This window comes from Nocardiopsis oceani, assembly GCF_054777395.1.
In genome coordinates, this window is sequence record NZ_BAAHAR010000036.1 from 72,195 (window position 1) to 97,716 (window position 25,522).

Here is a 25,522-nt window from a genome sequence, read left to right on the forward strand (position 1 = left end):
CGTTTCCGTGCTCGGACTGTCAACCCTCACCGCTCGGGCCCCATCCGAAACAGGGGCCCCAGTACCAGCGGCCCGAAAGCGGGGTCCGGGCACGCATATCCTGGGGGCGGCACAGCCGTGAGGTGGAACGACCGCGACCTGGAGAGCGACACACGATGCTGGAGATCCTTCCCGGACTCACCCGGATCTACGAGGGTTGGGCCGATCGGTACCCGGACGTGCAGCCGCTGACCGTCCAGTTCGCCGCCGACGGCGAGACCGACGGCCTGAACGGGGTACTCGCCTACCCGATGCCGGACCACTGGCTCCTGGTCACCTTCGGCCTGACCGAGCTCGGGGAGAAGACCAGTGAGGAGCCCCGCGTCTCAGGAGCGGGGTTCGAGTTCACCTGCCGTATCCCGCGCGAGCCCGACGACGAAGCGGTGCCCGCGTGGATCCTGCGCGTGCTGCACGCCCTGGCCCAGCAGTTCCTGGCCGGCGCCCAACTGGACGTCGGCCACTGGATCATCACGCCGTCCCCGCTCGGTGGCGAGGCGTCCAACGGTGACATGACCTCCCTGGCCATCGTCCCGGACGCCGACATCCGCATCCTGGACACCGACAACGGCCTGGTGCTGTTCTTCCAGATCGTCGGCCTTATGGCCGAGGAGGGTGAGTACGCCCAACAGGCCGACACCGTCGCGCCCATCATCGCGATGCTGCGCGACCGCGACCCGAAGATGATCACGGACCCGGGGCGCGAGACCATCCGGCTGTAGTACCGGCAGCCGGGAGCCCTGTTCCCACCGGTTTCCGGTGGGCGTCAACCCGCGTATCCCCGCTCGTCATGTGGCCTCGGGAACGTGGGCTCCCCGTGAGAACGATCAGCGGCCCCGGCCACGACACCAGCCACAGCCCGGCACACCGGCGGGAGATCGACGGCCTGAGGGCGGTCGCCGTCCTGCTCGTGGCCGTCTACCACGTGTGGTTCAGCCGGGTCTCCGGCGGCGTCGACGTCTTCCTGCTGCTCACCGGTTTCCTCATCACCGGATCCCTGGTGCGCGCGGCCGAACGCGGCAACCTCCGCTACGGCGCCTTCCTCAGCCGCCTCGCGACGCGCCTGGTCCCCGTGGCGGCCCTCGTGATCGCGGTGACGCTGCTGAGCACCCGCTTCCTCTACCCCGAGGCACGCTGGCGGGACTCCGTCGCGGAGGCCTCCGCCGCCGCGCTCTACCACCTGAACTGGCACTTGGCCCTGGAGTCCGTCGACTACCTGGCCCGTGACGGGGGCGGGCCCTTCCTGCACTTCTGGTCGCTGTCCATCCAGGGGCAGTTCTACCTGCTGTGGCCGCTGATGATCGGCCTCGCCGCGTGGTGGGCCGCCCGTCGCGGGCATGCCCTGCGCCGGGTGGTCCTCGCGGCCCTGACCGTTGTGTTCGCCCTCTCCTTGGCCTACTCGGTGCACATGACCCGGGCCGACCAGCCGTGGGCCTACTTCGACACCGGTGCCCGCCTGTGGGAGTTCGCCCTCGGCGGCCTGCTCGCGCTGCTCCTCTCCCGCCTGAACCCGCCCAAGGCCGTCCGCCTCCTCCTCGGCTGGACCGGCCTGGCCGCCCTGCTCCTGTGCGGGGTCCTCCTCCACGTGTCCGAGGTCTTCCCCGGCTATACGGCCCTGTGGCCCACCCTGGCGGCCGTCGCGGTCATCGTCGCCGGAACCACCGGCTCCCCGTGGGGTGCCGACCGCCTGCTCACCCTCCGTCCGCTGCGCTACGTCGGCTCGCTGTCCTACGCCCTCTACCTCTGGCACTGGCCGGTCCTGGTGTTCTACCTGGAGGCCACCGGCCGCAGCGTAGCCAGCCCTCTCGGCGGGTTGGCCGTCCTCGCCCTCTCGACGGCCCTGGCCGCCGCGACGGCCCCGCTCTCGGACGGGATCGTCCGCGTCGGCCGCGGCGGCAGCCGTCTGCGCGCCCCGACGGTCGCCGCGGCGTGCCTGGTCCCCCTCCTCCTCGCCACGAGTGTGTGGTCGGCCCGGATGGACGCCGAACAGCGGCGCCTGGCGGAACTCCTCAACGATCCCGTCCGCTACCCGGGCGCGGCCGCGCTGCCCGGGGACGACCACGGTGAATACGCGGACCCGGTGCTCCCCGCTCTGGCCGCGGCCGCGGAGGACACCCCGGTCACCTACGACGACGGGTGCAACCAGGACACCGGCGGCACTGAGGTGATCACCTGCGCCTACGGTTCCCAGGACCCGGACCGCACCGTCGCCCTGGTCGGCGGATCGCACGCTGCCCACTGGTTCCCCGCCCTCGAAGAGCTCGCGCGGGACCACGACTGGCGGCTGGTCAACATCACCAAGGGGGCCTGTCTGTTCACCGACGCACCCCAGCTCTACAAGGGGGAGCCCTACACCGAATGCGCCGAGTGGAACCGCGGCGTCATGGCCGAACTCCGCTCCCTGAGGCCCGACGCAGTGTTCACCACCGGTACCACCACCAGCCTGGACACCACAGCGGGCTACGGCGAGGAGCAGCTGGTGGACGGCTACGTCGACCGCTGGGAAGAGTTGGCGGCCCTGGGGGTGCGGGTCATCGCGGTCCGCGACACCCCGCGCCTGACCTTCGACGCCCCCGAGTGCCTCTCCGAGTCCGTCCCTCAGGAGTGCGCCGTCGCCCCCGCGGAGTCGATGGCCGAGGAGTCACCCCTCGAAGGCGCGGACCTGCCCGCCAACGTCACGGCACTCGACCTCACCGACCACCTCTGCGAACCCGAGACCTGCCGCCCGGTCGTCGGCAACGTCCTCGTCTACTGGGACAGGAGCCACATCACCGCGACCTACATGCGCACCCTCGCCCCCGAACTCGAACGCCGCCTCCTCCCCGCCACCGGGTGGTGACACAAGAGGGCCGCCGCCCGGAGGTCCTGCTTCCGGGCGGCGGCCCCTGAGCCAACGGCTCCCATGCGCCGGTTCGGCGCTACTGCGGTGTCTCGGCGCTACTGCTCCGCGTTGCGGTCGATCGCGGTGCCGATCTCACCGACCCGGTCGGCCAGCAGGCCCATGGCGCCGATGGCCCGGGTCATCGGGTCGTCGTCCGACCCGCCCAAGGCACGGCCCCTCCGGAAGCCCTCCTTGACTTCGTCCCAGCGCTCCTCCTGCTCGGGGGTCATCACCCCGCGCAGTTCGGCCAGCTTCAGCAGGTTGCCCTCCGCACCGGAGGTGAGGGTCTGCGCCTCGCCCAGGTAGTGGTCGTCGATCGCGGCCTCCACCTCGGCCTCGTTCATGACCGGCACGATCTTCTCGGCGAGCCGGTTCATGTTCCGGTACGAACCCTGGAGCTGGAACGGGGGCTCGGTCCGTGAATCCTCGGACTGGGCGGCCGAGGCGATGTAGGCCTGGTTGTTGGCCAGCACCACCTCCTGCACCCGCAGCAGCTTCTGGAGGACCGACACGATCCTGTCCACCTCCGCGGCCGAGTACGGGTGCTTCAGCCGGTCGGTTCCGACGGAGTCGTCGCCCTGCGCCATCCGCACGAGCGTGTGGATGTCCTCCCGGTCCCGGGTCGACAGCGGCGCCAGGGTCTGGTTGGAGGTGAGCGCGTTCTCGATGTAGCTGAGCGCGAACAGCTCCTCCTTGCCCGACAGCACGTCGCCCAGGTTGTACACGTCGGCGCGGTTGGCCAGCATGTCCGGGATCCGGAACCGCTTGCCCTGCTCGGTGTACGGGTTACCGGCCATGCAGACGGCGAACCGCTTCCCGCGCAGGTCGTAGGTGCGGGTCCGGCCCTCCCAGACACCCTCCATCCGGCGCTGCCCGTCACAGAGGGAGATGAACTTCTGCAGGAGCTCCGGGTTGGTGTGCTGGATGTCGTCCAGGTACAGCATCGTGTTGCTGCCCATTTCCAGGGCGAAGGAGATCTTCTCGATCTCCTGCCTGGACGTGGCGTCCGGGGCGTCCGCCGGGTCCAGCGAGGTGACCGCGTGCCCCAGCGCGGGGCCGTTCACCTTGACGAACACCAGGCCCAGGCGGCTCGCCACGTACTCCATGAGCGTGGTCTTGCCGTAACCGGGCGGGGAGATGAGCAGGAGCAGGCCGCTCTGGTCCGTGCGCTTGTCGTCGCCGGCCGCGCCCAGCTGCTTGGCGAGGTTGTCGCCGATCAGCGGCAGGTACGACTCGTCGAGCAGCCGGTTCCGCACGAACCCGCTCATCACCTTCGGCTTGTACTCCTCCAGCCGCAGGCGGTCGCGCTCCTGTTCCACCAGTGCGTTCCGCCTGCGCTGGAAGTCCCGGTAGGCGGGCACGTCCACGGTGCGGAACCTGCGGGTGCGCGGCAGGATCTCGTCCAGCCGCACCTCCAGGGAACGCTCGCTGATCCGGGGGTGCGAACCCAGCAGGCCCGACACGGTCTCGTCCACGGCGGCCGAGGACTCGTACCGGTCCACGCTGCCGCCGGACTGGCCGGCGCTGCCGCCGGTCAGCTCGATCGCCGCCGCCTCGGGCAGGTCCCCCGGGGCCACCGGCTCTTCCAGCGTGGTCGCGTACGCCTCCAGCCACGCCGTCACCAGCTGGTGGCGCGCGGCCACGTCGTCGAGCTTGCGCAGGTCCTGCTCGAAGGCCTTGCGGGTGGTCTCGCGCGTGCTGCCCAGAGCCCGGTGGAACCGGTCCAGCAGCTGGCGCGCGCCCCCGCCCGACACGAAGCCCCGCTCGTTGGGGCCGTCCGCGGCGAGCTCCTCGAACAGGTAGTCACCCACCAGTTCCAGATCGGCGTCCTGGTACAGGCCGGTCTCGGTGAGGAACGTGTCCACACCCTCGGCCAGTTCGGTGCGCAACCGGTCGATCGCCGCCGACCGGCGCGCCCCGAACACGCTCCGGGCCCGAGCGAGCGACGTCGCCCGGGTCCGCCACGCCTCACGCAGTTCCTTCTCGGCCCCGTACGCCCAGAACAGCTGCGCGGTGGCGCGCGCCTGCCCCGGGTACCGCAGCAGGCCGGCACCGGCGCGCAGCCGCAGCAGCGCGGAGAGGATGCGGGCGGCGTCGTGGTCGTGCACGCCCCGCTCGTACCCCTCGTCGTACCGGGACTCGGCGACCCCGCGCACCAGGGACAACAGGGAATCCCCGTTCTCGGCGTGCAGCTCCGCGTCGTGCAGGGCCTCCACCGTCAGGTCTTCCGCGCCTTCCTCGGCCGACGCCAGGATGGACGTGGCCAGGTACTCGGCCCGGTACACCTCCGGGCTCTCCGAGACCAGGAGCCGGTCCCACAGGTGCTTGGTCTCCTGGAAGGCCTCGTCGGTGACGGGCGACCGGAAGTCGGTGCCGGTGATGGACACCGACATGTGCCCGTCGTGCGGGGTGAGGGTGAGGTCGATGGGCTGGGTGTTGACCGCGAACCGGTGGCGGCCGAACCGGATGGTCTCCCCTCCGGCACCGCCCTCGTAAAGGTCGGCGCGGTCCTGGAGGGCACGCCCCGCCTCCTGCCGGGCAGCCAGGATCTGGCCGTCCAGCTCCTCGGCGCGCACGGTCTCGCCCAGTTCGCGCATCTCCTCGGAGGTGCGGCGCAGCCGCGTCACCATCGCGTCCGAGGCGAAGTAGGTGTTGATGTCCTCGAGCGTGGTCAGGGTCGCGACCCGCCGGTGCACGCCCTCCAGCACGCGGGCGGCGGAGGAGACCAACCGGTCGGCCCGGCGGGCCCGCTCGTCCACCAGCGACTGCTTGCGGGTGGAGAACGCCTCGTAGACGTCCTCGCGCTTGTCCGACAGCTCTTCGAGGAAGTCGTCGAACTCGGCGAAGCGCGACTCCAGGTTCTCCAGCTGGAGCATGATCCGGCCGAGCTGCTCGTCGCAGTTGTCCGGGGTGTCGGCCGCCGCGATGGCCCCGGTGATGGCCTGCCCCAGCAGGGCGAACTCGGCGGCGAACTCGGCCCGGCCCTCCCGGGCGAGCAGCTCCTTGCGCTTCGACTCCAGCGTGGCGCGGGCCCGGTTGACCCCGGCCATCACCTCGCTGATCCGCTCCAGGATGCGGGTGCGCACCTGGGCGTCGCCGATGTCGAGGGACCCGATCACCTCGGTGACCACCTGCAGGCCCTCGGTCTGTTCGGCGATCCGCTCGCCGACCGCGGTGGCGGCGCTGACCGCCTCCAGTGCCTCGGCCTCCTCGACCAGCCGTTCCACCTCGGAGTGGTAGCCGTCGAAGGCGTCTTCCTGCTCAAGGAAGGACACGGTGCGGCGCCCGGACGAGGCGATCTCCTCGCCGAGGCTCTCCTCCACCGCGTCGATCCGGTCGGTGTCCACGTAGCGCATCTCGCGCAGCGTGGCGGCCTGGCCCTGGGCGCGGCGCAGGTCGGTCAGGCGGGTCACCCACCCCTCCGCCGAGCGCGGGGTCTCGCCCCGCGACCGGCGGATGAGCGCGGTGGTCTTCTCCTCGGTCTCGCGGAGGGTTTCGGCGGCCTGCCTGGTGAGTTCCTGGACGGTCTCGAACTCGTCCAGAACCCGCTCCGCAGTGCCGCGCACCTCGGACAGCGGCCCCGCGAGGTCGCCGAGGTCGTCCTCACCGAGCCAGTGGAACCGGTCCAGGACCCGTCGGCAGGACGCGATGAGCGCCTCGAACACCTCGGTGGACGGCCTCATGTCCTCGGCGATCCGCGACACCGACAGGCACTCGGAGACACCCTGGACGAGCTCGGCGTTGCCGATCCGCTCCAAGGGGCCGGTGCCCACCGGCTGCGCCGCGGCGTAGACGTCGGACACGAACGGGGTCTGCCACACCTGCATCGGGTGCACCCGGGTGGGCTCCCCGGAGGTGTCCCGGAAGACCGTCATCGTCCCGTCGTCGAACAGCGAGTAGCCGTGGCAGACGATCGGGTTGGCGACTTCCTTGCGGATGGTGTTGTACGGCAGCAGCAGGCTGCGGCCGTCCGCCCGGGAGTGGAAGACGTAGAGGACGTCCTCACCGTTGGGTGAGCGCACCACCCGCTCGAACTCGAGGTCGGTGACGTCGGTGTCGAAGGTCCGCGCCACACCGGTGGTCAGGTAGTAGCCGCCGGGGAAGATGAGCCCCTGGTCGTCGGGCAGGCGCTGGCAGGACTGGCCGATGCCGTCGAGGCGCTCGACCCCCTTGGTACGCGTGTTGAAGACCAGGTAGCGCCACGTGGACTCGTTGTACGGCAGGACGCGCAGCAGGATCAGCGCGCCCACCCGTGCGTGGAACACCGACGCGTCGGCCAGGCTCTGCAGCGGCTCGTCGACGGGCTCGTTGTAGATGCCCTCGCCGACCTCGGTGTTGTTCTCGACCTTGATGGTCAGGTCGCCGCCGACCGTCTCCACGAACAGCTCGTCGCGGATGGAGATGTGCGGGTGCCGACCCTGCACGTGGCTTTCGCGGGTGGCTTCCACCCACTCGAAGTCGTGTGCGGAGGGGAACACGTGGTCGCGTTCCCCGCGGTCGTCGAGGTAGGCGATCTCGCCGTTGGGCGAGACCGACCACCGCAGGACGCGCACGTCCTCGGTGCGCGGCCCGGTCTGGAACACGGCCAGCAGCCGCTCCTCGACCTTGCGCAGCTGGAGCAGGCGCGCGTCCCGGTAGTAGCGGTAGAGCTGCGCGAAGCCCTGCTGGAAGTTCTCGTCTGCGAGCAGCCCGGGGATGGCGTCCTCGGGCGCGTCGGTGAACTCGAAGGAGTCACCGCCGTGCTCGTACCGGTGCAGGGAGAACACGTCGGACACGTGTGTCTTGCTCTGCATGCCGATATAGACGTTGTAGCCGAACAGGATCATGTCCCCGTCGGCATCGTCCCCGACGGAGCGTCCGACGCTCACGATGTCCCGGGGCAGGCAGTTGTGTTCGGTGCGGATGCGTTCGGTGCCGAGCAGGGAGAGCTCGGTGCCGCCGAACACCTCGAGTCGGCGGTTGTTGAGTTCCTCGGTCCGCCGGGCCAGTTCGCCGGTCTGTTCGCGGAGCCGGGCGCGGAGCACCTCGTAGGTGCCCGCGTCCAGCGACCGCGCGTCCTCGGCGTCTGACCCGGGGCCTTCGGTCTCCTGGGACGGGGCCTCGGTCACTGAGGACTACCTCACTGCTTCACGGGGGCGAGAGCGTTCACGGGAAGCTGGTCGATGCCCATGGACCGGGCGGTGTTGAGCAGCGAGTCCAGCTTGTTCGCGTCCGGGCCGCCCGCGCTGATGAGCTTGAGGAGCAGAGCGGAGACGGTGAGGTTCTTGACGTCCTCGGTGTCGACGTCCGCCAGGATGCGCTTCATGTCCTCGGCGAAGTTGCCCTCGCCGTTGAACCAGCCGTTGCCCAGCGACTGCACGGTGTCGGAGTTCTCGACGAAGCCGTCGACGGCCTTGCCCATACCGATCGAGTTGACCATGCGGTCGAAGAAGGCGCCGTCGCCGCCGACGATGTTGATGTCGGCGCTCTCCAGGCCTGCGGTCATCGCGCTGGCCTGGGCCTCGGCGACCTGACGCTGCACGTCGATGCCGGCCAGGCGGACCTCCTTCTCGGCCTCCAGGCGCAGGCGGTACTCCTCGTGGTCGCGGCTGACGTTGTCCAGGGCGGCCATGGCGGCGGCCTTGTCGGTCAGACCCGCGGCCTCGGCGCGCAGCTTCTTCTCCACGGCGCCGGCCTCGACCTCGGCCTTCTCGCGGGCCACGACGGCCTCGGCACGGCCGACCTTCTCGACGGCCTCGGCGTCCTGCTCGCGGACCTGGACCTCGGCCAGGCCGGCGGCCGCGGCCTCGGCCTGCTGGCCCTCGGCCAGGCGGATCTTGGAGCGGGTGTCCAGCTCGGCGGCCTGCTGGCGGGCCTCGGCGAGCGTGAGCTCCTCCTGGGCCTTGTGCTTCGCGGCGGCCTCGGCTGCCTCGGCGGCCTTGATGTCCTTGACCAGGTTCTCCTGGGCCTCGGCCTCGGCGTTGATGATGACGGCCTGGCGCTGGCGCTCGGCCTCCTCGACCGCGCGGAGCTTCTTGATCGCCTCTTCCTGCTCGGCGACGGTGCGGTCGACGGCCACGCGCTCGCGGACGACGTCGGCGACCTCGCGCTTCTCGCCCTCGACCTCCTTGTCCTTGGAGATGCGGCTCAGCTCGGTCTCGCGCTCGCGGCCGATCACCTCCATGAGGCGGTCCTTCTCGATGCGCTCGGTCTCGATGGCGATGACGCGCTCGCGGTTCTTGTTCGCGACCGCGATCTCGCGCTGCTGGTTCTCGGACTGCACGCCGAGCTGCTCGTTGGTACGCAGGTTCGCGGTCTCGGCCTTCAGGCGCTCCCGGGCCTGGGCCTCAGCGGTCTCGGCCTCCTCCTGGGCGCGGATGATCTCGATCTCGCGCTTGGCCTTGGCGGCCGCCTCCTCGCGGCGCTTCTCCAGCTCGGCGAGGGTCTCGGCGGTCTCCGTGTCCTGGCGGTCGATCTCCTTCTTGCGGTCGTTCTCGAACTCGTTGGTGCGCTTGTGCTCCTTGGAGGTGCGCTCCGTGATCTTCGAGATGCCCTGCGCGTCGAGGATGTTGTTGGCGTCGTGCTGGTGCAGCGGGGTCTGCTCCAGCTCGTCGATGGCGACGTCCTCGAGGATGTAGCCGTTGAGGTCGGTGCCGATCAGCGAGACGATCGCCTGGCGGAACTCCTCGCGCTGGGTGAACAGCTCCTCGAAGTCGAACTGCTTACCGACGGTCTTGAGGGCCTCGGAGAACTTGGAGTTGAAGAGCTCCTGGAGGGTGTCCTGGTCGCTGGCGCGCTCGGTGCCGATCGCCTTCGCGACCTTCTTGACGTCCTCCGAGGTCTCGTTGACCCGGACGTAGAAGAACACCTTGATGTCCGCGCGGATGTTGTCCTTGCAGGTCAGTCCGTCGCGACCGCCGCGTTCCAGGGTCAGGCTCTTGAGCGAGATGTCCATGACCTCGGCCTTGTGCAGGACCGGGAGGACGATCGCTCCGTTGAAGGTGACGTTGATGTGCCGCACCTTGTTGATGATCAGGGCCTTGCCCTGCTCGACCTTGCGGAACAGGCGCGTCACCATCAGCAGGAGCGCGAGGAGGACGACGATTCCGATGGCAAGGGCGACACCGACGGTCAGGAACGCCGCGTCGGCGGCTTCCTGGCCGGTGTCGAGTGCACTCAGCAACACGTAGGAGTCTCTTTCTGCGCAGTGTTCGGGGATTCGCTCGCCACCGGGGAGGGCGCGCGGCGTGGGTGCGCCGGTTCGGGGCGGAGGCGGTCGTTGTGGATTGTGACGCGCCCAGAGGGCCAACAGTTCCGAAACCGAGGAAGATCATCCCTGTTCACCGTGGACGGGACGGGGATGCGACCGGTCAGCGAGCGCATTTCGGTCGAAGGTGCCCAGAGGTTCCGGTCAGGCAGGTGTCCGGGTCAGGACTGTCCGGGGTCGAGGGCCGCGTCGAAGGCGGTCACCAGGAACACGTCGTTGTCCCGGCTGTGGTCGAAGATCAGTGCGGTACTGCCCAGCGGGAGGACCTCACCGCTCGTGGTGCGCACGGGGATGGTGATCGCGGCGCCGCCCGCGGTGGTGATCTCGGCCTGGCCGAAGTCCTCGTGGGCCTCGCCGATCCGGATGACGCAGGTGCGCCCCACCAGTTCGTGCTTGGACTCGCTCTTGCGGCTGGGCAGGAAGCGCTGGAACCCCATCACCACGCCGCTGGTGATGGCCCAGGCGGCGACCAGGGCGATGACCAGGACCACCGCGCCAAGGGCGTACAGCAGGGGCGTGGACGAAGTGTCGATCAGGCTGGCCAAGATGCTTCCCATCATGCTCACGAACCAGGCGACGCAGATCAGCATGGTCAGGGCGACGGTCACCGGGATCCTCCCCAACCCCGCCCTGCTCAGCACCGCGCTCAGTCCGGCCGCGTCGCCGTCGGTGTCCACGCTGTCGAGCATCTCCGTGTCGGCCGCGCCGACGATGACGAAGATCCAGTAGCCCAGTACGACGATGAGCATCGGCGTGAACAGGACCGTGGGGAACCCGAAGGCGGTACTCAGGAAAAGACTCATCCCGCGCACCCACTCCTTCGCAGCCGGGTTCCGCGTCGGTGCCGGGCCCGGCACACCCTTCCGTCGGAACCGTTCCGGAACCCTATCGAACACCCCAGTTCAGCACGTCATCGGGCCGGATCCCTGGCCGCTTGTGGCCACAGCGGGCGGCCTTGTGCGCTGGGTGACCACTCGTGTGCAGTTCGGATGGCCTTTCGCGGGTGCCTCTCCGGAGGCGGAACCGTGCGGGGAGTGATCTCCGTGACCAAGAATTGACCGGACGCGGGCACGCTTGGCAAGGCCGGACCGGCTAGGCGGAGCGAAAAGGACACACCCCCCGTGCACAGTGCATCCCCCGCCCGGGAGACCCCCGGGAAGAAGTCGAAACCGCCCATGGGGCGGGATTTCAACCGTTTCTGGGTCGGAAGTCTGTCGAGCAACCTCGGCGACGGAATGATGTTGGTGGCGTTGCCGCTGGTGGCGGCGATGCTCACCAACGACCCCCTGCTGGTCGCCGGGCTCACCGCGGTCCGGTTCCTGCCTTGGCTGCTGATCGGGCTCTTCGCGGGAGTGGTGGTGGACCGGGTGGACCGGGTCCGCCTCATGGTCCTGACCAACCTCGGCCGCGGCGGCGCCCTCGTCGCCTTGGCGGCGCTGGTCGCCACCGAGAACGCCACGATCTGGGTCCTGTACGCGGTCATGTTCACCGTGATGGTCTGCGAGGTGTTCTACGACCTGTCCGGCCGGGCGATGCTGCCGGACATCGCGCCCGCCGGGGCCATCGACCGGGCCAACAGCAGGCTGGTCGGCGGGCAGACGGTCATGCAGCAGTTCGCGGGCGGCCCCCTCGCCGGCTTCCTCTTCGCGGTGGTGGCCTTCCTGCCCCTCGCCGTCAACGCGGGCGCCTACGTGCTGGGCGCCTTGGTCCTGCTCGGTCTTCCGCTGGCGGTGCGCAGGCCCCAGCGCCCGGAGGGCGGGGCAGAGAGGACGGGCGAAGTCGGAGCCGTGCGCTCGGTCTTCGCCGACGTCCGGGAAGGGCTGGTCTTCGTCTTCCGGAGGAGCTCCCTCGGGCCGATCATGGGCTTCAACGTGGCCGTGAACATGGCGTTCATGGCCCAGACCGGGGTGATGGTCCTGCTGGTGCAGGACCACTTCGGGGTGCCCGCCGTCCTCTACGGCGTCTTCCTCGGCTCCTCCGCCGTGGGTGCCGTGCTGGGCGCGACGACGGTGAGTCTGATCGTTGCCAGGCTCGGCCGCTTCCGCACCGAGATGATGCTCTTCGTCATGGCCGGTCTGGCCTGCGTCGCCTTCGGCCTCTCGCCCAACGCCTACGTGGCCGCCGGGTTCTGGGTGGTGGTCGGCTTCGCCATGACCTCGTCGAACATCGTGCTGATCGGCGCCATCCAGCTCATCGTGCCCGGAACCCAGCTGGGCCGGGTGATGTCCTGCGTGCAGATGCTCGGCGCGGGCCTCTCACCGGTCGGCGCGGTCCTGGGAGGCTTCCTGGGCCGGGTGGAGCTGTTCTACGTGCCGGTGGCCACCGGGCTGGTCATCCTCCTCACCCTGATTCCCTCGGTCCCCGCGCTGCGGCGCGTCGTCGCCCAGGCCGACGACAACGAAGCGGAGCAGGTGGCCGCGGCGGAGCGGGAGAGCGGCAATGACCAGGGTGAACAGGGCGCCGAACCGGGAAGGGAGTAGGCGCGGAAAAAGAAGTGGGGAGCGGTGTCGATCCGGCGCCGGTCCGTTCGACGTACCGGTGAGAGCGGGGAAGAGGCCCCGCGCCACACCCGGAAGAGGGCGGAAACCATGCGCTACTTGATGTCGATCATGAGCACCCCCGAGACCGAGGCCCAGGACTGGGCCCCTGCGCCCGAGGTGTACGAGGAGATGGCCGCCTACAACGAGGAGATGGACAAGGCAGGTGTCCTGTTGACCGGGGAGGGGCTCAGGCCCACCTCGGAGGGCTCCGAGGTGGTCTTCCGCGACGGCGCCCCCTCCGTCGTCGACGGCCCCTTCACCGAGGCCAAGGAGTTCATCGCGGGGTACTGGGTCCTCCAGGTGTCCTCGCACGCGGAGGCCGTGGAGTGGGCCAAGCGGTGCCCGCACCCGCCCAAGGGGGATCCGACCGTGCTCAAGCTCCAGCTGCGCCGGATCGGTGAGCTGGAGGACTTCGACGAGATGTCCGAGGAGCTGAAGGACCGCGAGCGCGAGCTGCGCGCCCGGCAGGAGGACCGGAACGGCTGAGCCCCGTTGCCCTGAAGCCCCTTGGCGGCGGGACCTCGTTGCGCCGGCACGGCCCTCGGTGCTGGGATGGTGCCGTGGGCCACACCGGTGTGACGCATGAGGTGGAGGCGGTCTGGCGGATCGAGTCGGCCCGCCTGGTCGCCGCGCTCACCAGGATGGTCGGAGACGTCGGCCTGGCTGAGGAGTTCGCTCAGGACGCCCTGGTCGCCGCCTTGGAGAAGTGGCCCGAGGAGGGCGTTCCGCGCAAGCCCGGAGCTTGGCTGACCACCGTTGCCCGGCGCCGCGTCCTCGACCGGTGGCGGCGCGACGAACGCTTCCGGTCGCGCATGGTGGAGCTGGGCCGGGAGGTCGCCGAGAACGACGGACAGGCCGCGTTCGACGCCGTCTTCGAGGAGGACTACGGCGACGACCTGTTCAAGCTCATGTTCGTGTGCTGCCACCCGGTACTGTCCACCCAGGCGCGGGTGGCGCTCACCCTGCGGCTCCTCGGCGGGCTCACCACCGACGAGATCGCCCGCGCCTTCCTCGTGCCCGAGACCACCGTCGCCCAGCGCGTGGTGCGGGCCAAGCGGAAGCTGAGCCGGGAGGGGGTCCGGTTCGAGGTGCCGGGCGGCCGGGACCGCGACACCCGGCTCTCCGACGTCCTCGAGGTGCTCTACCTGGTGTTCAACGAGGGTTACACGGCCACGTCGGGGAAGAGGTGGCTGCGCCCCGAACTGTGCGACGAGGCCATGCGGCTCGGCCGGGTCCTCGCGGGGCTGCTGCCCAAGGAACCCGAGGTCCACGGGCTGGTGGCGCTGATGGAACTCCAAGCCTCCCGGTTCCGTGCCCGTGTCGGCCCCGGTGGAGAGCCCGTCCCCCTCGCCGAGCAGGACCGCTCCCGCTGGGACCGGCTGCTCATCACCAGGGGACTGGCCGCACTCGACCGTGCGGCTCCACCCGATCCCGCTCTGTCCCCCGGTGTCTACGCCCTCCAAGCGGGGATCGCCGCCAAACACGCGGTGGCCGACCGACCCGAGGACACCGACTGGCACGGGATCGCCAGCCTGTACGGGGAGCTGGCCCGGCGCACCGGCTCGCCGGTGGTCGAACTCAACCGGGCGGTGGCCGTGTCCATGGCGCACGGTCCGGGAGCGGCGCTCGGCATCGTCGACGCCCTGGCCGGATCCGGTGCCCTGGACGGATACCACCTGCTCCCCGCGGTCCGGGGCGACCTGCTGGAACGCCTCGGACGGATGGAGGAGGCCCGGGAGGACTACGCACGGGCCGCCGACCTCACCCGCAACGAACGCGAGCGTTCCTTGCTGACGGAACGGGCGCGCGCGTGCGAGGACCCGTAGCCTCGACTCGAACCCGCCGGAGAGTCGCGGCCGACGGACTGAACGGGGAAAGGGGCACCGATGGGCAGTATTGACGCGGTCGTTGTCGGGACCGGCCCGAACGGGCTCGCCGGGGCGGTGACGCTCGCCCGCGCGGGATTGCGGGTGGAGCTCTTCGAGCAGCACGACACGGTCGGCGGCGGCCTGCGTTCGGTCCCACTGTTCGACAGCGGCGTCGTGCACGACGTGTGCGCCGCGGTCCACCCCATGGCCGGGGCGGCGCGCTTCTTCCGCGAGTTCGACCTCGGGGCCCGGGGCGTGGAACTGCTCCGGCCGGCCACACCGTACGCGCACCCCCTGCCCGGGGGACGGGCAGCCCTGGCCGAGGCCGACCTCGACGCCACCTGCGCCGGGTTGGGCGCCGACGGGGAGCGTTGGCGCCGCCTCATAGCCCCGCTGGTCGAGCGCACCCGGGGGGTGGTGGACCTCGGCATCTCCGGGCAGAGGTCACTGCCCCCGGACTTTCCCGCCGCACTCCACCTGGCACGGGGCGTGCTGGCACACGGAACGGGGTCCGGACCGTTCACCACCGAGCGGGCCAGAGCGCTGCTGGCCGGGGTCGCCGGGCACGTGGTGGGCGCGCTGCCCTCGCTCCCCGGTGCGGGCGTGGCGCTCCTCCTCGGCCACCTGGCCCACACCGAGGCCGGTTGGCCGCTGCCACGGGGCGGCAGCGGGGCCATCGCCGAAGCCCTCGTCGCCGACATCAAGGCGCACGGAGGCGTCCTGCACACCGGACGGCGGATCCGCGACCTCGCCGAACTCCCTCCGACCCGCACGGTGCTGCTCGACGTGTCCCCCAAGGGCCTGCTGGGACTCGCGGGCAGCCGCCTGCCCGCCCGCTACGCGGGGGCGCTGCGCCGCTTCCGCTACGGACCGGGCGCGGCCAAGGCGGACTTCCTCGTCTCGGAGCCCATCCCCTGGGCGGCGGACGGGGTGGGCGCGGCGGGCACCGTGCACCTGGGCGGAACCCAGGCGGAGGTCTTCCGAGCCGAGACGGAGACCGCGCGCGGTCGCAGGGTCGAGAACCCGTTCGTCCTCCTCGTGGATCCGGCGGTCACCGATCCCGGCCGCGCCCTGCCCGGCAAGCGCCCGGTGTGGGCCTACGCCCATGTTCCCAACGGGGACACCCGGGACCCGGTGGACCTGATCCGGCGGCGCATCGAGACCTACGCCCCCGGGTTCTCGGACACCGTCGTCGAGTCCCGGGGGGTGTCCGCCGCCCAGCTGGAGGAGTACAACCCCAACTACGTGGGCGGGGACATCGCCTCCGGGGCCATGTCGGTCCGCCAGGCCCTGTTCCGCCCGGTGCCCGCACTCGACCCCTACCGCACGCCCCTCCCCGGGGTGTACCTGTGCTCGGCCTCCACCCCGCCGGGGCCGGGCGTGCACGGCATGTCGGGCCACCTGGCCGCGCTGTCCGCGCTGCGCCGCGAGCACGGGGTGCGCGAGGCACCGGACCTGTCGCCGTGAACGCCGGGGACGGGGCGCCTCTGAAGCCCCGTCCCCGCGCGGCCGCCCCGCACGCCCGTGTACAGCTCAGAGCCTGCTGACAAAGGGTGTTGGGCTCCCCCGGCCATTGGGGTGTGCCCCTTTCCACGCGGGTGCGGGCTTCCGGACGGGCTTGGGGTTCGGGGTGTCTGGGGCCGCCTGCGGGTGCGGGTTTCCCCGTTTCCTGCCGCTTGATGGTGGCCGTCTCCGCTGCGCGCGTCAAGGTCGTCGCCATCGAAGCGCTGGCGCGCTATCGGAGGCGCTCCACCTTGACCCGCTTCGCTGCGACGGCGGGTCGGCGGCAGTCAGGAAACGGGGGGCATGTGGTCGGGGTGGCTACGGGACCGGCCTTCGGCCGGGAACTGCCCCGGGCCTGCGGCCCGGTCCGGCCGTGGCCGGCCGGGTTCCTTCCCGTGGGTCTGGTTGTGTCGGCAGGCGCGTCGCAATCTAGTGGCCGGTGGGCGACGAAGGGCCCGAACAGGTGCCTGGGTGGCTGGGCGCGTCCCACCGGTCTGGCGGCTCGGTGGTGGGTGGCCCATACGGGTGCGGGTGGTGCTGTTGGACCGGTCGGGTGTGGGTTCCAGGGCATCGAACCCCCCTGCTGGAGTCATTTTGGGTACCGAGATTGCCTCCAGGGAGGGGGTTCACCGGCCCCGGGTGCTTCCGGGAGGGGGCTCGGCGCCCCAGGCGCCCCCATGTGGGGGTAGCGGGCGCCCCCCGGTGGGCGCCCCACACGGAGGCAGCCCCGCTGTCCGGAACCGGCCCGGCGAAGATGACCGCTGCGTCCGAAACCGGTTCATCCCCGATGATCTTGCCCCCAGCTCCACCCTCGGCCGTCGAGGGTTGAGACAGGGGCAAGATCATCGTTGGAAAGGGGGCCCACCCCTGACCGAAAGTCCGGTGGGACGCGCTCGGCCATGCGCCGGGCCTGTTCGGGCTCTTCGTCGCTGGCTGGTCACTGGATTGGGACGCGCTGGCCGATGAAGCCGGGCGGATGGGCAGGGATCCGGCCGGTCACGGCCGGACCGGGCGAAGCCCGGCCCTTCGGGCCGCAGGCCCGGGGCCCGAAGGGCCCCTTGGGGCCCCGACCACACGTCCCCCGTTTCCTGATAGCCGCCCACCCGCCGTCGCAGCGAAGCGGGTCAAGGTGGAGCGCCACCGACAGCGCGCCAGCGCTTCGACGGCGACGACCTTGACGCGCGCAGCGGAGACGGCCACCATCAAGCGGCAGGGAACGGGGAAACCCGCACCCAACAACAAACCCCAGCCCACGCGGACTCCCCACGCGGACTCCCCACCCACGCGGAAAGCGGCCCCCAAGGACAGGGGGCCACACCCCTTGTCACCAGGCTCTCAGGCCTCCAGAGCCGGTTCCTCGGCTTTCCTGGTGGTCACGGAGAGTTTGTCCTGAGTGTCGTCCACGTCCACGACGACGGTGTCGCCTTCGGTGAGTTCGCCGGAGAGCAGTTCACGGGCGAGCGGGTCGCCGATGGAGGACTGCACCAGGCGGCGCAGCGGCCGGGCGCCGTAGTTCGGGTCGAAGCCGGTGAGCGCCAGCCACTCGCGGGCGCCCGCGGTGACGTCCAGGGTGAGCTGCCGGTCCGCGAGGCGCCGGCCCAGCTTCGCCACCTGCAGGTCGACGATCCGGGTCAGGTCCGCGGTGGAGAGCGCTTCGAACATGATCACGTCGTCCAGCCGGTTGAGGAACTCCGGCTTGAAGGTGGCACGCACGACGTCCATGACGCGGTCCCGGCGCGCCGACTCCTCCAGTGACTGGTCCACCAGGAACTGCGAGCCCAGGTTGGACGTGAGGATGAGGATGGTGTTGCGGAAGTCCACTTGGCGGCCCTGGCCGTCGGTCAGGCGGCCGTCGTCCAGCACCTGCAGGAGGGTGTCGAACACCTCCAGGTGGGCTTTCTCCACCTCGTCCAGCAGCACCACGGTGTAGGGGCGGCGGCGCACCGCCTCGGTGAGCTGGCCGCCCTCCTCGTAGCCCACGTACCCGGGGGGCGCGCCCACCAGGCGCGACACCGAGTGCTTCTCCGAGTACTCGCTCATGTCGACGCGAACGATCGCGCGCTCGTCGTCGAACAGGAACTCGGCCAGCGCCTTGGCCAGCTCGGTCTTGCCCACACCGGTGGGGCCCAGGAACAGGAACGAGCCCGTGGGCCGGTCCGGGTCGGAGATGCCCGCCCGAGCACGGCGCACCGCGTCGGACACGGCGGCGACGGCGTCCTTCTGCCCGATCAGCCGCTGGCCGAGCTCCTCCTCCATGCGCAGCAGCTTGGAGGTCTCGCCCTCCATGAGCCGCCCGACGGGGATGCCGGTCCAGGAGGACACGACCCCGGCGACCTCGTCGCCGCCCACCTCGTCCTTGACCATGCTGTCGGCACCGGAGTCCGCGGCGTTCTCCTCCGCCTTGGACGCCTCCTCGATCTGGTCCTCCAGCTGCGGGATCTCCCCGTACATCAGCCGGGAGGCCTCCTCGAAGCGGCCTTCGCGCTCGGCCAGTTCCGCGCGGGTGCGCAGCTCGTCCAGCTGCCCCTTGAGGTCGCCGACCCGGTTCAGCCCGGCCTTCTCCTGCTCCCAGCGCGCGACCAGACCGGTCAGCTGCTCCTGCTTGTCGGCGAGGTCCGCGCGCAGCCGCTCCAGGCGCTGCTGGCTGGCGGGGTCGGACTCCTTGTCGAGCGCCATCTCCTCCATCTTGAGGCGGTCGACGGCGCGGCGCAGCTCGTCGATCACCACGGGGCTGGAGTCGATCTCCATGCGCAGGCGGGACGCGGCCTCGTCGATGAGGTCGATGGCCTTGTCCGGCAGGAAGCGGGCGGTGATGTAGCGGTCCGACAGGGTGGCCGCGGCCACCAGCGCCGAGTCGGAGATCTGCACCTTGTGGTGCGCCTCGTACCGGCCCTTGAGGCCGCGCAGGATCGCGATGGTGTCGGTGGCCGACGGCTCGCCGACGAACACCTGCTGGAAACGGCGTTCCAGCGCGGGGTCCTTCTCGATCTTCTCCCGGTATTCGTCCAGGGTGGTCGCGCCGACCATGCGCAGCTCACCGCGGGCGAGCATGGGCTTGAGCATGTTGCCCGCGTCCATGGCGCCCTCGGCGGCGCCGGCGCCCACCATGGTGTGGAGTTCGTCGATGAACGTGATGATCTGGCCCTCGGACTCCTTGATCTCCGAGAGCACCGCCTTCAGCCGCTCCTCGAACTCGCCGCGGTACTTGGCGCCCGCGACCATCGCCGACAGGTCGAGGCTGATCAGCCGCTTGCCGAGCAGTGACTGCGGTACGTCGCCGGCCACGATGCGCTGGGCGAGCCCTTCGACCACGGCGGTCTTGCCCACACCGGGCTCGCCGATGAGCACGGGGTTGTTCTTGGTGCGGCGGCTGAGGACCTGGATGACCCGGCGGATTTCCCCGTCCCGGCCGATGACCGGGTCGACCTTGCCCTCGCGGGCGCGCTCGGTGAGGTCCACACCGAACTTCTCCAGGGACTGGTAGGTGTCCTCGGGGTTCTCCGAGGTGACCCGGCCGGTGCCGCGGACCCGTTCGAAACCCTCCAGAAGGGCTTCCGGGCCGGCTCCGGTCTCGTTGAGCAGGCGGGCGGCCTCGCCGCCGTCGGTGGCCAGCCCCACCAGAAGGTGTTCGGTGGAGACGTATTCGTCCTCCATCTGCTTGGCGCGCTGGGCGGCCGTGTTGATGGAGACGATGAGCTGCCGTGACGAGCTCGGGGAGCTGACCGTGGAACCCGCTGCCTTGGGCAGGTTGCCGATGGCAGCTTCGACCCTGTCCCTGAGCTGGTCTGGGTTGGCACCGACCTCTTTGAGCAGCGGCCGGGTGATGCCCTCGGCCTGGTCCAGGAGCGCGCTGAGCAGGTGCAGCGGTTCGGTCTGCGGGCTGCCGTCAGACGTGGCCTGGCGGATGGCAGCGGCCAGAGCCTCCTGGCTCTTCTGGGTGAGCTTGTAGTTCATGGCTGGTGACTCCTTTCACAGGTGTTGTCACTCAGAGTGATAGTAGAGGGCCGGTCGTGCCCGGTACCAGTTCGCCGGAACCCCGTCAGTCCCGGGTCTCAGCCTTCGTCGGACTCGCCCCGGCCGGGCCCGTCCCTGCGCTGTTCGCCGTTCCCGTTCCCCCGCTCGGGGAGGTCGTCCCCGGGTTCGGCGGTGTTGAAGATCGTGACGCGGGTGCGACGCACCAGCTCCCCGCGTCCCTGCCCGGCCTCGGGGCGGGGTGTGGGGTGGCCCCGCCGGGACACCGCACGACGGGCCGCCTCGAGTTCGTTGGCCAGGTGGAACAGGTGCTCGCGCAGCTCCTCCACCTCGTCCTGCAATTCCAGGATCCGCTTGATCCCGGCGAGGTTGATGCCCTCTTCCTGCGACAGGCGCTGCACTTCGCGCAGCGTCCGTACGTCGCGCATGGAGTAGCGGCGACCCCGTCCGGACGTGCGGCCCGGAGACACGATCCCCAACCGGTCGTACTGCCGCAGCGTCTGCGGGTGCATCCCGGCCAGCTCCGCGGCCACCGAGATCACGTAGACCGGTGCGTCTGCCCCGAAGGAAGGATCGTTCACGGTGTTCACGCGCCCTTCGCCCGCGCTTCGAGGTCGGCTCGCGGGTCGTAGTCCGAGGTCGCCGCGCGGAACTTCTCCAGCGCCTCGCGCGCGTCGCCGTTGAGTGTCTGGGGCACCGCTACCTCGAAGGTGACGAGCATGTCGCCCATGGTGCCGTCCCGGCGGGTGGCGCCCTTGCCGCGGACACGCAGTGTGCGCCCGTTCTGCGTGCCCGGCGGGACCTTCACGGTCACCGGGAACCCGCTCATGGTGGGCACTCGGACATCGGCGCCCAGTGCCGCCTCCGGGAAACTCACCGGGACGGTGATGGTGACGTTGTCGCCGTTCCTGCCGAACACCGGGTGCCCCTTCACGTGGACGACGACGAAGAGGTCACCGTTGGGCCCGCCGTTCTCGCCCGGCGTGCCCTTCCCCTTGATGCGGATGCGCTGCCCGTCGGTGACGCCGACGGGGATACGGGTCTGTATGGTGCGGGTGCTCTTGCCGCGCCCGCTACCGGTGCAGGTGGGGCAGGGGTCGTCGACGACGAGGCCCCGTCCCCTGCACTCACTGCACGGCTCGGACAGCGAGAAGCCGCCCTGGTTGGTGCTCTCGTGCCCGGTGCCGCTGCACTTGGGGCACATACGCGGGGCCGAACCGGCGCGCGCTCCCGTGCCTCTGCACGTGTTGCACGGGGCCTCGCTGCTCAGCTGGAACGAACGGGTCACCCCGTCCGCGGCCTCGCGGAAGCTCAGCGTGGTCTCGGTCTCGACGTCGGCTCCGCGCCTGCTGCGGGTGGCCTGGCCGCCCCGGCCGCGGTTGCCGAACAGTCCGCCGAACAGGTCGCTCAGCCGTTCGCCTCCGGGGGCACCGCCGCCACCCGGGGTGCTCTGGCCGAAGATGTCGCTCATGTCGAACCCGCCGGGGCCGGTACCGCCCCCGGGGCGGTACGAGCCGCCGAACATCGAACGCGCCTCGTCGTACTCCTTGCGGCGGCTGTCGTCCGACAGGACGTTGTACGCCTCGGAGATCTCCTTGAAGCGGTCCTCAGCCTTGGGGTCGTCGGTGTTGGCGTCCGGGTGGTTCTCCCGGGCCAGCTTGCGGTAGGACGACTTGATCTCGTCCTTGGAGGCCGTCTTTGAGACTCCCAGGACCTTGTAGTAGTCCTTCTCCAGGTAGTCCTTGGTGCTCATCGACTGGTGCCTTCTCCCCGCTGGTGCCGGTTGCGTCCGATGTTTCCATGTGGCCCCGCGCCGCGCGGGGCCGGGGTCGGCCGGTGGCCGTGACCGACGTTCTCACGTCAGCCACGGCCACACCAGAGCCACCCCTCTAGGGGCCTGACCCGTACCTACTTCTTGTCCCCGCCTTCGCCGCTGTCGGCGGAGGCGTCGGTGGAGTCCGAAGGCTCGTCGGCGGAGTCGGCCGGGGCCTCCTCCGCGCCGTCCATCGGTTCCCCGACGACCACGCGGGCCGGGCGGAGGATCCTCTCCCCGATGCGGTACCCGGGCTGGAACACCTCGATCACCGACTGGACGGAGATATTCGGGACGGGGACCAGGGTGAGCGCCTCGTGGACGTTCGGGTCGAACTCGTCGCCCTGCTCGCCGTACTTCTCCAGACCCAGCTTGGTGGCCGTGGTCTCCAGGGACTCGCCCACCGCCTTGAAGCCGCCGCTGAGCTCGTCGTGCTCGCGGGCCCGACCGATGTCGTCCAGGATCGGCAGCAGCTCGCTGAGGACCTGGGCGGTGGCGACCTCGCGGACGGCCACACGGTCGCGGTCGACACGCTTGCGGTAGTTGGCGTACTCCGCCTGTACCCGCTTGATGTCGTTGGTGAGCTCGATGACCCGCTCGTCGGCGTTGATCGCCTCGGACACCACGGACTCCGGGGTGTCCGGAACCTCGGGGACCTCATCGACCTCGGCCTCGACGATCTCGGGCTCTTCCTCGGAGCCCTCGGCCTCAGCGGCGGACTCGCCCTGCGGGTCCCGGACCTCGCCGGTCTCGGGGTCGACCTTGCGGTTGTCCCGGATCACCGGACCCTGCGTCTCGTCGCCGTCACCGGCGTCGGGACTGTTGTTCTCCGACGGCGTCATGTCCGACGTTCCCTCCTTCCTCGGCTCTCAGTGGGCTGCCCGGTTCAGGAACCCTGGTTGCCCTTGCCGTTCTCCTCGTCGACGATCTCGGCGTCGACGACGTCGGAGTCGTCAGCGGAGCCGTCTGCGGAGGCGTCGGCGCCGGGCTCGCCCTGGGCGGCACCCTCGCCACCCTGCTGGCCCTGGCTGTAGATCGCGGAACCGATCTTCTGGCTGGCCAGAGCGACCTTCTCGCTGGCGGTGCGGATGGCCTCGACGTCGGTGCCCTCGAGGGCGGTCTTCAGCTCGGCAACGGCGGCCTCGGTCTCGGAGCGCACGTCCGCCGGGATCTTGTCCTCGTTGTCCGTGATGACCTTCTCGGTCTGGTAGACGAGGGACTCGGCGTTGTTGCGGACCTCGGCCTCCTCGCGGCGCTTGCGGTCCTCCTCGGCGTACTGCTCGGCGTCGCGGACCATCTGGTCGATGTCCTCCTTGGACATCGCCGAACCACCGGAGATGGTGACGGACTGCTCCTTGCCGGTGCCCAGGTCCTTCGCGGTGACGCTCACGATGCCGTTGGCGTCGATGTCGAAGGTGACCTCGATCTGCGGGACGCCGCGCGGCGCCGGGGGCAGACCGGTCAGGTCGAAGACGCCCAGCTTCTTGTTGTACTGGGCGATGTCGCGCTCGCCCTGGTAGACCTGGATCTGCACGGACGGCTGGTTGTCGTCGGCCGTCGTGAAGATCTCGGAGCGCTTGGTCGGGATGGTGGTGTTCCGCTCGATGAGCTTGGTGAACACGCCGCCCTTGGTCTCGATGCCAAGCGACAGCGGGGTGACGTCCAGCAGCAGGACGTCCTTGACCTCGCCCTTGAGCACACCGGCCTGCAGCGCGGCACCGATGGACACGACCTCGTCCGGGTTGACGCCCTTGTTGGGCTCCTTGCCGCCGGTCATCTCCTTGACGAGCTCGGCGACGGCGGGCATACGGGTCGAGCCGCCGACCAGGACCACGTGGTGCATCTGGTCCAGGTTGATCCCGGCGTCCTTGATGACCTGCTGGAACGGGGTCTTGGTCCGCTCGACCAGGTCCGAGGTCAGGCGCTGGAACTCGGCGCGGGTGAGCTTCTCGTCCATGTGCAGCGGGCCCTCGGCCGAAGCCGTGATGTAGGGCAGGTTGATCTGCGTCTCGGCGGAGCTGGAGAGCTCGATCTTCGCCTTCTCCGCGGCCTCGCGCAGGCGCTGGAGCGCCATCTTGTCCTTGGACAGGTCGACGCCGTTGGAGTTCTTGAACTTCTCGACCAGCCAGTCGACGACGGCCTGGTCCCAGTCGTCACCACCGAGGTGGTTGTCTCCGTTGGTCGCCTTGACCTCCACGACGCCGTCGCCGACCTCGAGGAGGGAGACGTCGAAGGTACCGCCACCGAGGTCGAAGACGAGGATCGTGGCCTCGTCCTCCTTCTCGAGGTGGTAGGCGAGCGCGGCCGAGGTCGGCTCGTTGATGATGCGCAGGACGTTCATGCCGGCGATCGTGCCGGCCTCCTTGGTGGCCTGGCGCTGCGAGTCGCTGAAGTACGCCGGGACGGTGATGACCGCGTCGGTCACGTCCTCGCCCAGGTAGGCCTCGGCGTCGCGCTTGAGCTTCTGCAGGATGAAGGCGCTGATCTGCTGCGGGTTGAAGGTCTTCTCGTCGATCTCCACCGACCAGTCGGTGCCGATGTGACGCTTCACCGAGCGGATCGTCCGGTCGACGTTGGTGACGGCCTGACGCTTGGCCACCTCACCGACGAGCACCTCACCGTTCTTGGCGAAGGCCACGACCGAAGGGGTGGTGCGGGAGCCCTCGGCGTTGGTGATGACCGTCGGCTCGCCACCCTCAAGGACCGCGACACACGAGTTCGTCGTACCGAGGTCGATTCCGACCGCACGTGCCATGGTTGTTTCCTCCGTCAAAGTTGAGTCGTACAGACGTAATTTTGCTTCGTCGGGTGGGGGCTGTCAAGTCAGTTGAGTCGACCCGACTCAGGTTACTTCCTACGACCTGACAACGGCCGGCTAGGCGGGGATGTTCCCGGCCTGGGCAGATTCCACGAGGAAATGGGCGAAACCCGGGGCAACTCAGGGACATCCTTGACCTGGAAACCAGGGGTTGCCGGGCCCTCTCGGGGTTGGACGCGGGGGTGGGCCGGGAAGTGGGATCGCGCTGAGCGAACAGCGGGTGTGCCGTGTCCGGGGCGGGGTGCCGCACGCCGGTTGTGCACAGCCTGTGGGCGGCGGCTCAGTCCCGTCGCGCGCCTTCTCCCTGTTCCCTCTCGGCACTCTCGCGCGGGCGCGCGAAGGGGCGCAGGCACGAAGGCGGTGGACCGGGGCGGGCGGGAGTTGGGGGAGCGGTGGAGCGAACCGGTGCTCCTACCGATGCCTCAGTGTCCCCGGTCTGCCCCGATGTCCGCTTACATAGAGGTGAGGGGGTGTGTTCGGGGAGACTCGGGTGCACCCGCGTGATTCTGTTGCGCGGAGGGCTGGCTACGGTTGGCACCCATGTGCGGACGCGGTCCCGTAGCCCGGACGCACGGTGACGGACGCGAGGGACGTGAGCCCTCAGATGCCGTGGGCCCGGTCAAGCCGGTCGGGTCCCGGTGTCAGCAGTGCTATTACTCGCTAGTAACATCTATCAGGACCACCGGTGTGTGGCGCACCGGATGACGAAAGCAGGATGGGAGGCCTCCGGCGATGCATCCTCTGTATTTGACACTGGGCATCATCACCTCGGTCTTCGCCGTGGTCGCGCTCGCCTTGTTCGCTCTGGGTTCGTACCAGATCTGGCGGACCGTGAGTGTGGGCCG

The 25,522-nt window shown here is 70.0% G+C and carries 14 protein-coding genes; 6 read left to right on the plus strand and 8 right to left on the minus strand.

Annotation, left to right across the window (positions count from 1 at the left end; translation table 11 throughout):
* The first annotated feature begins 155 nt into the window (after positions 1-155).
* Both ACYVDG_RS21680 and ACYVDG_RS21685 read left to right on the plus strand, forming a co-directional pair.
* Positions 156-758, plus strand: coding sequence for a suppressor of fused domain protein (locus ACYVDG_RS21680; protein ID WP_460756514.1), 603 nt, complete (start codon positions 156-158; stop codon positions 756-758).
* A 68-nt stretch (positions 759-826) separates the two neighbouring features.
* Positions 827-2,875 carry an acyltransferase family protein gene (locus tag ACYVDG_RS21685; RefSeq protein ID WP_460756518.1) on the plus strand — a complete coding sequence of 683 codons (2,049 nt, stop codon included), beginning with the start codon at positions 827-829 and terminating at the stop codon, positions 2,873-2,875.
* A 98-nt stretch (positions 2,876-2,973) separates the two neighbouring features.
* Here the strand turns inward: ACYVDG_RS21685 and ACYVDG_RS21690 are convergent, their stop codons facing one another.
* From ACYVDG_RS21690 to ACYVDG_RS21700, 3 genes are all read right to left on the minus strand, one after another.
* Positions 2,974-8,025, minus strand: coding sequence for a DNA repair ATPase (locus ACYVDG_RS21690; protein ID WP_460756521.1), 5,052 nt, complete (start codon positions 8,023-8,025; stop codon positions 2,974-2,976).
* An 11-nt stretch (positions 8,026-8,036) separates the two neighbouring features.
* Positions 8,037-10,082 (minus strand): flotillin family protein, encoded by a 2,046-nt coding sequence (locus tag ACYVDG_RS21695; protein ID WP_460756528.1) that lies wholly within the window; start codon positions 10,080-10,082, stop codon positions 8,037-8,039.
* 242 nt (positions 10,083-10,324) lie between these two features.
* Positions 10,325-10,966, minus strand: coding sequence for a DUF1449 domain-containing protein (locus ACYVDG_RS21700; RefSeq protein WP_460756532.1), 642 nt, complete (start codon positions 10,964-10,966; stop codon positions 10,325-10,327).
* Between the two features lie 372 nt (positions 10,967-11,338).
* Between ACYVDG_RS21700 and ACYVDG_RS21705 the strand changes: the two genes are divergently transcribed.
* The 4 genes from ACYVDG_RS21705 (at position 11,339) to ACYVDG_RS21720 (ending at position 16,038) form a co-directional block, all read left to right on the plus strand.
* Positions 11,339-12,643, plus strand: coding sequence for an MFS transporter (locus ACYVDG_RS21705; RefSeq protein WP_460756575.1), 1,305 nt, complete (start codon positions 11,339-11,341; stop codon positions 12,641-12,643).
* Positions 12,644-12,751: 108 nt separating this feature from the next.
* Complete coding sequence (locus tag ACYVDG_RS21710) at positions 12,752-13,189, plus strand: YciI family protein (protein ID WP_460756535.1); 438 nt, start codon at positions 12,752-12,754, stop codon at positions 13,187-13,189.
* 74 nt (positions 13,190-13,263) lie between these two features.
* On the plus strand, positions 13,264-14,529 hold the full coding sequence (locus ACYVDG_RS21715) for an RNA polymerase sigma factor (RefSeq protein WP_460756540.1): 1,266 nt from the start codon (positions 13,264-13,266) through the stop codon (positions 14,527-14,529).
* A 60-nt stretch (positions 14,530-14,589) separates the two neighbouring features.
* Positions 14,590-16,038: a phytoene desaturase family protein gene (locus ACYVDG_RS21720; RefSeq protein ID WP_460756544.1), complete on the plus strand. Its 1,449-nt coding sequence runs from the start codon at positions 14,590-14,592 to the stop codon at positions 16,036-16,038.
* Positions 16,039-17,409: 1,371 nt separating this feature from the next.
* Here ACYVDG_RS21720 and clpB read toward each other — a convergent pair.
* From clpB to dnaK, 5 genes are all read right to left on the minus strand, one after another.
* Positions 17,410-20,028, minus strand: a complete 2,619-nt coding sequence (gene clpB, locus ACYVDG_RS21725) for an ATP-dependent chaperone ClpB (protein WP_460756548.1) — start codon at positions 20,026-20,028, stop codon at positions 17,410-17,412.
* A gap of 98 nt (positions 20,029-20,126) precedes the next feature.
* A complete protein-coding gene (locus ACYVDG_RS21730) occupies positions 20,127-20,636 on the minus strand; it encodes a heat shock protein transcriptional repressor HspR (protein WP_460756552.1) in 510 nt (169 codons plus the stop codon).
* A complete protein-coding gene (gene dnaJ / locus ACYVDG_RS21735) occupies positions 20,633-21,799 on the minus strand; it encodes a molecular chaperone DnaJ (protein ID WP_460756557.1) in 1,167 nt (388 codons plus the stop codon). Before dnaJ ends, ACYVDG_RS21730 begins: the two co-directional genes overlap by 4 nt.
* Positions 21,800-21,954: 155 nt before the next feature.
* Positions 21,955-22,701: a nucleotide exchange factor GrpE gene (gene grpE / locus ACYVDG_RS21740; RefSeq protein ID WP_460756562.1), complete on the minus strand. Its 747-nt coding sequence runs from the start codon at positions 22,699-22,701 to the stop codon at positions 21,955-21,957.
* A 44-nt stretch (positions 22,702-22,745) separates the two neighbouring features.
* Complete coding sequence (gene dnaK / locus ACYVDG_RS21745; RefSeq protein ID WP_460756568.1) at positions 22,746-24,614, minus strand: molecular chaperone DnaK; 1,869 nt, start codon at positions 24,612-24,614, stop codon at positions 22,746-22,748.
* Positions 24,615-25,522: the final 908 nt, after the last annotated feature.